Annotated in this window: 12 protein-coding genes and 1 pseudogene; 11 read left to right on the top strand and 2 right to left on the bottom strand. The window is 64.1% G+C overall.

Annotation, left to right across the window (positions count from 1 at the left end):
• Nucleotides 1-11: 11 nt before the first annotated feature.
• A complete protein-coding gene (locus AXW67_RS21370; RefSeq protein WP_063675745.1) occupies nucleotides 12-293 on the bottom strand; it encodes a LexA family protein in 282 nt (93 codons plus the stop codon).
• A gap of 38 nt (nucleotides 294-331) precedes the next feature.
• Between AXW67_RS21370 and AXW67_RS21365 the strand changes: the two genes are divergently transcribed.
• Nucleotides 332-1,462, top strand: coding sequence for an IS630 family transposase (locus AXW67_RS21365; protein ID WP_063675747.1), 1,131 nt, complete (start codon nucleotides 332-334; stop codon nucleotides 1,460-1,462).
• A gap of 2 nt (nucleotides 1,463-1,464) precedes the next feature.
• On the opposite strand, the pseudogene AXW67_RS21360 reads toward AXW67_RS21365, so the two are convergent.
• Nucleotides 1,465-1,962, bottom strand: a pseudogene (locus AXW67_RS21360) (LysR family transcriptional regulator); the annotation flags it as partial.
• A gap of 96 nt (nucleotides 1,963-2,058) precedes the next feature.
• Between AXW67_RS21360 and AXW67_RS21355 the strand changes: the two are divergent.
• The 10 genes from AXW67_RS21355 to AXW67_RS21310 all read left to right on the top strand — a co-directional run bounded on the left by AXW67_RS21355 (nucleotide 2,059) and on the right by AXW67_RS21310 (nucleotide 10,131).
• Nucleotides 2,059-3,072 (top strand): NAD(P)H-dependent flavin oxidoreductase, encoded by a 1,014-nt coding sequence (locus AXW67_RS21355; protein ID WP_063679424.1) that lies wholly within the window; start codon nucleotides 2,059-2,061, stop codon nucleotides 3,070-3,072.
• A 12-nt stretch (nucleotides 3,073-3,084) separates the two neighbouring features.
• Nucleotides 3,085-4,161 (top strand): NAD(P)H-dependent flavin oxidoreductase, encoded by a 1,077-nt coding sequence (locus AXW67_RS21350; RefSeq protein ID WP_063679423.1) that lies wholly within the window; start codon nucleotides 3,085-3,087, stop codon nucleotides 4,159-4,161.
• Nucleotides 4,162-4,238: 77 nt separating this feature from the next.
• Nucleotides 4,239-4,526, top strand: coding sequence for an Asp-tRNA(Asn)/Glu-tRNA(Gln) amidotransferase subunit GatC (gene gatC, locus AXW67_RS21345; protein WP_063679422.1), 288 nt, complete (start codon nucleotides 4,239-4,241; stop codon nucleotides 4,524-4,526).
• 76 nt (nucleotides 4,527-4,602) lie between these two features.
• Entirely contained in the window at nucleotides 4,603-4,815 is a 213-nt protein-coding gene (locus AXW67_RS21340) for a hypothetical protein (RefSeq protein WP_027553114.1), read from the top strand.
• Nucleotides 4,812-6,287: an Asp-tRNA(Asn)/Glu-tRNA(Gln) amidotransferase subunit GatA gene (gene gatA / locus AXW67_RS21335; protein WP_063679421.1), complete on the top strand. Its 1,476-nt coding sequence runs from the start codon at nucleotides 4,812-4,814 to the stop codon at nucleotides 6,285-6,287. The genes AXW67_RS21340 and gatA overlap by 4 nt, the downstream gene beginning before the upstream one ends.
• Nucleotides 6,278-6,580 carry a hypothetical protein gene (locus tag AXW67_RS21330; RefSeq protein WP_145927760.1) on the top strand — a complete coding sequence of 101 codons (303 nt, stop codon included), beginning with the start codon at nucleotides 6,278-6,280 and terminating at the stop codon, nucleotides 6,578-6,580. Before gatA ends, AXW67_RS21330 begins: the two co-directional genes overlap by 10 nt.
• Nucleotides 6,577-8,055, top strand: coding sequence for an Asp-tRNA(Asn)/Glu-tRNA(Gln) amidotransferase subunit GatB (gene gatB / locus AXW67_RS21325; RefSeq protein ID WP_063679420.1), 1,479 nt, complete (start codon nucleotides 6,577-6,579; stop codon nucleotides 8,053-8,055). The genes AXW67_RS21330 and gatB overlap by 4 nt, the downstream gene beginning before the upstream one ends.
• Before the next feature lie 9 nt (nucleotides 8,056-8,064).
• Nucleotides 8,065-8,232, top strand: coding sequence for a hypothetical protein (locus tag AXW67_RS42795; protein ID WP_161491278.1), 168 nt, complete (start codon nucleotides 8,065-8,067; stop codon nucleotides 8,230-8,232).
• Between the two features lie 1,328 nt (nucleotides 8,233-9,560).
• The gene (locus AXW67_RS21315; protein WP_027553118.1) at nucleotides 9,561-9,827 is read left to right on the top strand and encodes a hypothetical protein; all 267 of its coding nucleotides are present in this window, start codon (nucleotides 9,561-9,563) and stop codon (nucleotides 9,825-9,827) included.
• Nucleotides 9,828-9,921: 94 nt separating this feature from the next.
• Nucleotides 9,922-10,131, top strand: a complete 210-nt coding sequence (locus tag AXW67_RS21310) for a hypothetical protein (protein ID WP_063679419.1) — start codon at nucleotides 9,922-9,924, stop codon at nucleotides 10,129-10,131.
• Nucleotides 10,132-10,270 lie beyond the last annotated feature (139 nt).

Below are 10,270 nucleotides of genomic sequence, written 5' to 3'. Positions count from 1 at the left end.
CTAGTGGTTCATCACAGTGATTTTGACGTTTTGATACCGAGCCATCCGAGGATAGGCAACTTTTCGGGTGGCAAGAGGATCTCGATGCTTCGAGCGACGCCGGGCTGGCGACGAATGAACCCGTTGCGTTCGAGGGTGAGGATCATCTGGTGGACTGACGGCGGGCTGACGCGGAAATGCCGCTGGATGTCGGCCTCGGCGGGCGGCTGTCCGAACATGTACGAGTAGGTATGGATGAAAGCGAGATAGTGTCCCTGCTTCTCGGTGAAGTGCGCGCCTGATTTTTGACTCATAGCTGGATTCGTCCCGGCCTCCGACAAGGAGGCGAAGCATGAATGTACGTTATCGGGTCGAATTGAGCCAAGCCGAGCGGGACGAACTGACGGCAATGCTCGGCGGCGGCACGCATTCCGCCCGCAAACTCAAACGGGCTCAGATTGTGCTGGCGGCCGATTCAGGCAGCTGCGACGCGGAGATTGCCCGAACCGTCCGGGTCAGCCTTTCCACCGTCGGCCGGACCAAACGCCGTTTCGTAGAAGGCAATCTGGAGCGGGCCTTGAGTGAGGAGCCGCGTCCGGGCGCGGAACGCAAGCTGACAGGCAAGGAAGAGGCCCTGCTGGTGGCGACGGCATGCGCCAAGCCGCCCGCCGGCCGCAAACGCTGGACGCTGACATTGCTGGCCGACGCGATGGTCAAGCTCACCGATCACGCCAGCCTGTCGGGCGAGACCGTGCGCCGCCGGCTGGCCGACAACGACCTCAAGCCGTGGCGCCGGGATATGTGGTGCATTCCTCATGTCGACGGCGAATACGTCGCCCGGATGGAGGATGTGCTCGATCTCTACGCCGAGGCGCCGGATCCCGAGCGGCCCCTGGTTTGCTTCGACGAGACCCCAGTCCAGCTGATCGGCGAGGTACGCCAGCCGATCCCTGCCCAACCGGGACAGCGCGAGCGCTACGATTACGAATATCGCCGCAACGGTACCGTCAATCTCTTCGTCACCTTCGATCCGCATCGCGGCTGGCGCAATGTCAAGGTTACAGACCACCGCGCCGCGGTCGACTACGCGCACTGCATGCGCGAACTCGTCGACGTCCACTATCCCAATGCCGCCTGCATCCGTGTGGTGCAGGACAATCTGTCGATTCATACGGCCGGCGCGCTATATCAGGCATTTGCGCCTGCCGAGGCCCGTCGCATCCTGCGCCGCCTCGAGTTCCACTACACCCCGAAACACGCCAGCTGGCTCAATATGGTCGAGTGCGAGATCAGCGTGCTGCAGCGCCAGTGTCTCGGCCGTCGCATCGACGATCCCAAAAGGCTTCGAAAAGAAATCGCAGCATGGCAACGGCAGCGAAACAAGGCGCGAGACCGCATCAAATGGATGTTCACAACCGACAAAGCCCGCGCCAAACTCGGTCGCGCCTATCCAGTTGCCGCCAAAGAGTCAAAACCACTGTGATGAACCACTAGCTCTTCGCGAAACGCGCTGGTGGCCACGAGGTCGGCGTGCTCGATCGGTCCGGCGACGAAAGCGCCGTCGAGGACACCATCGAGCACCGAAGCGACGAGGTCAGCGGTGGTCGCCGTGCGCAAGGTCAGCCGCACCGCCGGAAAGCGGCGGTGGAAATCGGCAAGCAGCGGCGGCAACCGCACGGCGGCGGTTGTCTCCATCGAGCCGATCGCCAGCGGGCCCTTCGGCTCGCCATCGTCTCGCGCGGCAAGCACGGCCTCGTTCGACAACGCGGCCATTTTTCGCGCGTAGGGCAAGAGGCGCTTGCCGGCGGCGGTGAGCGTCATGCCGCGGCTGTGCCGCTCGAACAGCGGCGTGCCGATCTCGGCCTCCAGCGCCTTGATGCGCTGGGTGACGTTCGACTGCACGGTGTTGAGCTCTTCGGCGGCGCGGGTGATACCACCGGCGCGGGCCACCGCGGCAAAGGTCTTGATATCGCTGAGTTCCATGGTGTCGTTTCGTTTCCGAGATGGCAGCGTTCACAAGAATTCAATTTTCGAGAATGCTATTCGCGCTTAACGTTGCTGTCCAGAGTGGGAGGAGCCATGCCGATTGCGACGCCGCTGACGGAGCTTCTTGGGATCACGCATCCGATCCTGTCCGCGCCCATGGATACGATCGCGGGCAGCCGGCTGACGCGTGCGGTGAGCGAGGCCGGCGGCTTCGGGATCCTGGGTGGCGGCTACGGCGACCGCGCCCGGTTGGAGGCCGAGACGGCCCGGCTGAAAGGCTTTGCGCCGTTCGGCATCGGCTTCATCACCTGGAGCCTCGCCAGGCAACCCGAGCTCCTCGATGTTGCGCTCGACGCGGGTCCGCAGGCCGTCATGCTCTCATTCGGCGATCCCGCGCCGTTTGCACCGCGCGTCAGGGCGCACGGTGCACGGTTGATCTGCCAGGTGCAGAGCGAGGACATGGCAAAACAGGCGTTGGACGCCGGCGCAGAGATCCTGATCGCGCAGGGCACTGAAGCTGGCGGCCATGGCGCATCGCGCACCACCGTCGACATCGTACCGGCGATCGTCGATCTTGCGGCCGGACGCGTACCGGTCGTTGCGGCCGGAGGGATTGCGGATGGTCGTGGCCTCGCGGCAATGATGATGCTGGGCGCATCCGGCGTGCTGATCGGGACGCGCTTCTATGCGAGCGTGGAGGCCGATGGCGCGGAGGAGGCGAAGCAGCGCATTCGCGCGGCGAACAGCAATGACACGGTGCGCGGCGTCATCGTCGACTGGTCTCGAAGTCTGTTCTGGCCAGCCCCGTTCACCGCACGCACGCTGGTCAACGACCATATCAGGCGTTGGACTGGCCGCGAGATCGAGCTGATGCAAAGAGCCGGCGAGGTGGCCGTTGAGTACGCCGCGGCGAAAGCCGCGGGCAATTTCGAGGTCGCGGCGGTCTTTGCCGGCGAGGCCGTCGGCCTGATCCATGATATTCCGCCCGCGGCCGAAATCGTCGAGCGGATTGCAATCGAAGCGGAGCTGCTTCTTGCTGGCCGGCGCAATTCCGGTGCTTCTTTCCCTTCTCCCACAAGGGGAGAGGGGTTGCAGCGAGCCAACTAGAGAGACCAAACCATGTGGCCTGACCGTCGACTGATCGACCTCTTCAAGACCGAATTCCCGATCGTGCTGGCGCCGATGGCGGGCGTGATGGATGCGGAGCTCGTGATTGCCGCTGCACGAGGCGGCGCACTGGGCTCGCTGCCTTGTGCGATGCTGTCAGCGGAGAAGGCGCGGGAGCAGGTTGGCGCCATCCGCAAGCACGTCTCCGCGCCGGTAAACATGAACTTCTTCTGCCACACGCCGGTCGATCTTACGGCCGAGGCCGAAGCACGCTGGAAGCAGCGGCTTGCGGACTACTACAGCGAGCACGGCCTCGATCCGGCCGCACCGATCAATGCCGCCAATCGCGCGCCGTTCGATGCGGCCTTCTGCGAGGTGGTCGAGGAGCTGAAGCCGGAGGTCGTGAGTTTCCATTTCGGTCTGCCGGAGGCGGCGCTGCTCAAGCGCGTCAAGGCGGCCGGATGCATCGTCATCTCGTCGGCCACGACGGTGAAGGAAGCGGTCTGGCTCGAGCAGCGCGGCGTCGACGCCGTAATCGCGCAAGGCGCGGAGGCGGGCGGTCATCGCGGCATGTTCCTGACGGAGAAGATCAGCGAGCAGCCCGGCACCTTCGCCCTGGTGCCGCAGGTCGTCGATGCCGTGAAGGTGCCGGTGATCGCCTGCGGCGGCATCGCCGATGGGCGCGGCATTGCCGCGGCCTTTGCGCTCGGTGCGTCCGGCGTGCAGATCGGCAGCGCGTATCTGCGCTGTCCGGAATCCAAGGTCACGCCCGGTGGCCGCAAGGCGCTCGCCGAGGCGGGGGACGATTCCACCGTCATCACCAACGTGATGACCGGACGGCCGGCGCGCGGGGTGCAGAACCGCCTGATGCGCGAAGTCGGCCCGATATCGCCGGACGCGCCGGTCTTTCCCCATGCCGCGACCGCGCTGGGGCCGCTCAAGGCCGCTGCCGAAAAGCAGGGCAGGGTGGATTTCACCAACCTCTGGGCCGGCCAGGCCATCGCCATGGGCCGCGAGGTGCCGGCGGCAGAACTGACCCGGGATCTGGCCAGATCGGCGCAGGCCCGCCTGAAAGCGCTGGCCGGCTAGGCGGGAAGCGCCGGTTGCAGCGCAAAAGGGGCCTCTGCTATACGGCGGTTAGGTTTTGCCGTTAGAGGCCTTATATAATGTCCGTCGACGCTGCTACCGTCCGCCGCATCGCGCATCTGGCGCGCATTGCGGTTTCCGAAGACGAGGTTCCGCACTTGCAGGGCGAGCTCAACGCCATGCTCGCCTTTGTCGAGCAGCTCTCGGAGGTGAATGTCGACGGCGTCGAGCCTATGACCTCGGTGACTCCGATGCAGATGAAGAAGCGTCAGGACGTGGTCAACGACGGCGAGATCGCCGACGATATCGTTGCCAATGCGCCGGCGACCGAAGGTCACTTCTTCCTGGTGCCGAAGGTCGTCGAGTAACTTGCATAGCGTTTTCGAGCGAAGTGGAAGCCGGTTCGCGTGAAGAAAACGCGTCAAACTAAGGACACCAGGTCCGATGTGCCTGCTATGCGACGATGAGAAGGCCTACCAGGCCTATATGAACTATCTCGACGCCATGGAGCGGCAGGGCAAGGCTGCCGATCCCAATGTCGCCGTCAATGCCGTGCTCGACGAGATCGAAGCGGCGGCGAAAGCCTCCGCCAAAAAAGACGACCCGGCCAACGACAAGACCCTGTCTCCGTTCTTCTGCAGCCCGATCAATAAATGACCGATTTGACATCGCTGACGCTCGCCGAGGCCCGCGAGGGTCTCGCCGACAAATCTTTCACGTCGCTGGAATTGACCGACGCGCACCTCGGCGCAATCGAAGCCGCGCGCGTGCTCAACGCCTTCGTGATGGAGACGCCCGACCAGGCGCGCGCCATGGCGCGCGAGGCCGACGCCAAGATCGCCAAGGGCGATGCCGGCCCGCTCGCCGGCATTCCGCTCGGCATCAAGGATCTGTTCGCGACCAAGGGCGTGCGCACCACGGCGTGCTCAAACATCCTCGGCAATTTCGTGCCGACCTATGAGTCCACCGTCACCTCGCAGCTTTGGCGCGACGGCGCCGTCATGCTCGGCAAGCTCAACAATGACGAGTTCGCGATGGGCTCGTCGAACGAGACATCCTGCTTTGGTCCCGTAGGCAACCCCTGGCGGCGCGATGGCTCCAACGCCACGCTGGTGCCGGGCGGCTCGTCGGGCGGCTCGGCCTCGGCCGTGGCGGCGCTGCTCTGCATGGGTGCGACTGCGACCGACACCGGCGGCTCGATCCGCCAGCCGGCGGCGTTCACCGCGACCGTCGGCATCAAGCCGACCTATGGCCGCTGCTCGCGCTGGGGCGTCGTCGCCTTTGCCTCGTCGCTCGACCAGGCTGGCCCGATCGCGCGCAGCGTGCGCGACGCAGCGATGCTGCTGCGCTCGATGGCCGGTCACGACCCGAAGGACACGACCTCGGTCGACATTCCCGTACCCGACTACGAGGCCGCGATCGGCAAATCCGTGAAGGGCATGAAGATCGGCATTCCCAGGGAGTACCGTCTCGACGGCATGCCGGCCGAGATCGAGAAGCTCTGGAGCGAGGGCGCGGCGTGGCTCAAAGCCGCGGGCGCAGAGCTCGTCGAGGTGTCGCTGCCGCACACGAAATATGCGCTGCCGGCCTATTACATCGTGGCACCGGCCGAGGCCTCGTCCAACCTCGCGCGCTATGACGGGGTGCGCTACGGCCTGCGCGAGCAAGGCAAGAACATCATCGAGATGTACGAGAACGCCCGCGCCGAAGGCTTTGGCGCCGAGGTGAAGCGCCGCGTCATGATCGGCACCTACGTGCTGTCGGCTGGCTACTACGATGCCTATTACCTGCGTGCGCAAAAAGTCCGCACGCTGATCAAGAAGGACTTTGAGGACTGCTTCGCCAAGGGCGTCGACGCGATCCTCACCCCCGCAACGCCCTCCGCCGCATTCGGCATCGGCGAGAAGGGCGGCGCGGACCCTGTGGAGATGTATCTCAATGACATCTTCACGGTCACCGTGAACATGGCGGGCCTGCCAGGTATCGCCGTGCCCGCTGGCAAGGACGGGCAAGGCCTGCCGCTCGGCCTGCAGCTGATCGGTCGGCCCTTCGACGAGGAGACACTGTTCTCGCTCGGCGAGGTGATCGAGCAGGCGGCCGGCCGCTTCACGCCCGCGAGGTGGTGGTGAATGTCGCCGCGTTCATCGCGAGCCTCGAAGGCGCGGCGCCCGCGCCGGACCTGAACGCGCCGCTCGCCGGTCTCTGGTGGGCCGCCAAGGGCGACTGGGACCAGGCGCACAGGATCGTTCAGGACGACAACAGCCGCGACGCCGCCTGGGTGCACGCCTATCTGCACCGCGTCGAAGGCGATCTCGGCAATGCCGGCTACTGGTATCGCCAGGCCGGCCAGCCCGCGGCAAAGGATTCATTGGAGGCGGAGTGGGAGCGGATTGCTGCCACGCTGCTCGGGAGCAAGACATGAGCACGGCCACGCACAAGCTTCTCAAGGGCGCCACCGGTGACTGGGAGATGGTCATCGGCATGGAGATTCATGCTCAGGTGACCTCGAACTCAAAACTGTTCTCGGGCGCCTCGACCGCGTTCGGCGGCGAACCTAACAGTCATGTGTCGCTGGTCGATGCCGCGATGCCGGGCATGCTGCCCGTCATCAACGAGGAATGCGTCAGGCAGGCTGTCCGGACCGGACTCGGCCTCAACGCAAAAATCAATCTGCGTTCGGTGTTCGACCGGAAGAACTATTTCTATCCAGACTCGCCGCAGGGCTACCAGATCAGCCAGTACAAATCGCCGGTGGTCGGCGAGGGCGAGGTGCTGGTCGAGCTCGACGGCGGCCGCAGCGTCACCGTCGGCATCGAGCGGCTGCATCTGGAGCAGGATGCCGGCAAGTTGCTGCATGACCAGTCACCGTCCATGACCTATGTCGACCTCAACCGCTGCGGTGTGGCGCTGATGGAGATCGTCTCCAAGCCGGATATCCGCGACGCCGAGCAGGCCAAGGCCTATGTGACGAAGCTGCGCGCGATCCTGCGTTATCTCGGCACCTGCGACGGCGACATGGAGAAGGGAAGCTTGCGCGCCGACGTCAACGTCTCGGTGCGCAAGCCCGGCGGGCCGCTCGGCACCCGCTGCGAGATCAAGAACATGAACTCGATCAACTTCATCGGCCAGGCGATCGAGTACGAGGCGCGCCGCCAGATCGAGATCATCGAGGACGGCGGGGAGATCGACCAGGAGACCCGTCTCTACGACCCCAACAAGGGCGAGACGCGCTCGATGCGGTCCAAGGAGGAGGCGCACGACTACCGCTACTTCCCCGATCCCGATCTCCTGCCGCTCGAGTTCTCGCAGCAATTCGTCGATGAGTTGAAGGCGGACCTGCCCGAGTTGCCGGACCAGAAGAAGACGCGCTTCGTCGCCGACTTCGGCCTGTCGGCCTATGATGCGAGCGTGCTGGTTGCCGAGCGCGAGAGCGCGGTGTTCTACGAGACGGTGTTGGACAGGCTCGCCAACCGCGCGCGCGATGGCAAGCTGGCGGCAAACTGGGTGATCAATGAGCTGTTCGGCCGTCTCAACAAGGAAGGCCGGGATATTACGGACTCTCCGGTCACGTCCGAGCAGCTTGCGGCGATCGTCGATCTGATCGGCGAGAGTACGATCAGCGGCAAGATAGCGAAGGATCTGTTCGAGATCGTCTGGCACGAGGGCGGCGATCCCCGCGCGCTGGTCGAAAGCCGCGGCATGAAGCAGGTCACCGACCTCTCGGCGATCGAAAAGGTCGTCGACGACATCATCGCGGCCAATCCCGACAAGGCCGCGCAGGTTAAGGACAAGCCGCAGTCGCTCGGCTGGTTCGTCGGCCAGGTGATGAAGGCGTCCGGCGGCAAGGCCAACCCGCAGAGCGTCAACGACCTGCTCAAGTCGAAGCTCGGCATCTGACATGTCGCGGTGACGGCGCGCGTCGTCACCGCGATCAACCCGCCGCGCATCCGTCGCACGCGCGCGACGACAGCGATCGCCGGCTCGATCGCAGCCTTCAAGCCCAACCGAATCGCCATCTTCGATTCGCGCCAAAAGGTGCTTCGAGCGCGCGACGGCGAACGCTGGCGCCGTTAAGCATGAAAATATTTTCGTTGCCAAAAGTCGCGACTCAGAGTCCGCGCAAGGCCTCTCGCGCGCCTTCGAGCGAGTCGCTGCGCGCATCTTCGCAGTGATCGCGCGCGAAGCACGCATGCAGGAAAATACTTGCTGCATAGGGTTTTCGTGCAATCGCGACGCGCGGCGAGAGTGAAGCTGCGAGCGCTGCCTGCAATCGCAAGCGCGTCTCTTGCGGAGCGTTCGCACCGAGCGCGCAAGGCGCACGCGGCTTGCTGCGTCAACACTTCCTTAAGCGGGAAGCTGTTTTTTTCGCTGTGTTGGTGTATTCGGGATGAAGTGCATTCGATCCCCGAATGCACGCAGCGATTAAAGCCATCTCACACATCGGAGGGCAACATGGCCAAGAAAGCGAAGAAGGCGAAGAAGGCGAAGAGCGCAGTGAAGAAGACTGCGAAGAAGACCCGCAAGGTCGCGAAGAAGAAGAAGTAACTTCGCCTCTGAAGTTGCCGGCTCCTAGATAGCCGGCACGTCATCAGCGCCTCTCTAGCGGGCTCTGGTCGACGATAGAGGGTGTCGGCGAGACATCAGGTCAACGGTCGGGTCGTTCGCTTCTTGCGAGTTCGCTCGCAAAAGTCCGGCCCGGCAGAAGAAACGAGTTTTCTTCGTTCGGTGCGGTTTCCCTCAAGGGGCTCCGCAATTTCACAAGCGGCCTTCGGGCCAAAGTGGAATCTGGTCCTGACGTGTTCGCCGACGCCCTCGTTCCCCTGAGCCGGGATCCTGCCGGCATTTCATTTCCCGACATCTCGGTACGACGCGCGGTACCGCTTGCCAGTGAGCAGGCGATCGTCGCCTCATGATCGTCGCGCCCCGTGTGCTGGCGCTGTCGCCCGGGCCGGGCGTCCCATTCTTCCAGAATTCGGTCGTTGTCTCGCTGAAGCGCCTCGGCGTCGCGGATTCCCCGCTTTCGCCGGCAATGAGCTCGCGCTGCGCGGTTGCCTCTCGCGCTTCCGACCGCGCACGATGGTTATCGTTATCCGAACATCGCAGGGTAAACCAAGTCTGACGAATCGCAGAAGTGCCTGCAAATCGCGGACTTCTTGCATTCGCCTCAAGGGTCTCGCGCGCTCGCGTTTACGTCCCCTTCATCGCGATACTTAAACTGCCATTCAAAATTGCCCGTCATCATCGCCTCCAACAAGCCGGCAAACGGCATGGGGACGAGTTGAACAGCGCATGATCCCGGAAAAGTGGGTTTCCGGTTTTCCGAGAAGGATCATGCAAATCAGAGTTGGACGGGAGCCGCGCTCGGGGGAACGAGGCGGCACAATGATAAAAGGGGATGCGACATGTTTCAGGGGACTTTCGATCTGGAGACGGCGACGCCGATCGACGCGAGCGCGTTGTCGGACGTGCTGTTCGAGCGCGGACTGTACTGGGCGAGCGGCCGTTCCGGCCTCGTCGACCTCGTCGCCGCGCACAAATGGTTCAACCTTGCCGCGCTGAAGGGCCGCAAGGACGCCATCGCGCTGCGCCAGGAAGTCGCCGGGCAAATGTCGGAAGCCGAAATCTCCGCGGCCCAGCGCGAGGCGAGGGCGTGGGTCTCAATGCACTGATCTGGAGAAACGCACGGAGGTCCGTGGTTTCACGGGCTGACTTCGTTGCGCTGAATCAAGTTCAAGGCGCGTGCCGCCGACTAGATCGGGTGGCATGGGTGATACCGACACCAGCGGCCGATGGCTGCCGATGCAGATCGCGCCAGAGGATTGCGATCTGGAACTCGGGCGGCTGCACAAGACGGGCGTCGTGCCCTGGACCTTTCCATGCCGGCGCAAATCCGGCGTGTGGTTCAATGTCTGGGCCGGCGAGGCGGTGCTGATCTCACCCTCCCATTGGCGCATCTGGCGATCCCGTCGCTAGATTCCGACATCCCATATGAGGCGGGGCAATGTGCGGCCGGACTGGCGCGCAGCTCCCGGGCTGAAAGGCGCACAGCCAGCTTTCAGGTGAAAGAAATCCGCCGATGCGAATCTGCCGCTTGCGGCTCGCCGCTGTGTCG

This window comes from Bradyrhizobium neotropicale, from assembly GCF_001641695.1.
Lineage (GTDB): Bacteria > Pseudomonadota > Alphaproteobacteria > Rhizobiales > Xanthobacteraceae > Bradyrhizobium > Bradyrhizobium neotropicale.
Note: the sequence above shows the minus strand (reverse complement) of the source record. Positions and strands in the feature narration are given on the sequence as shown.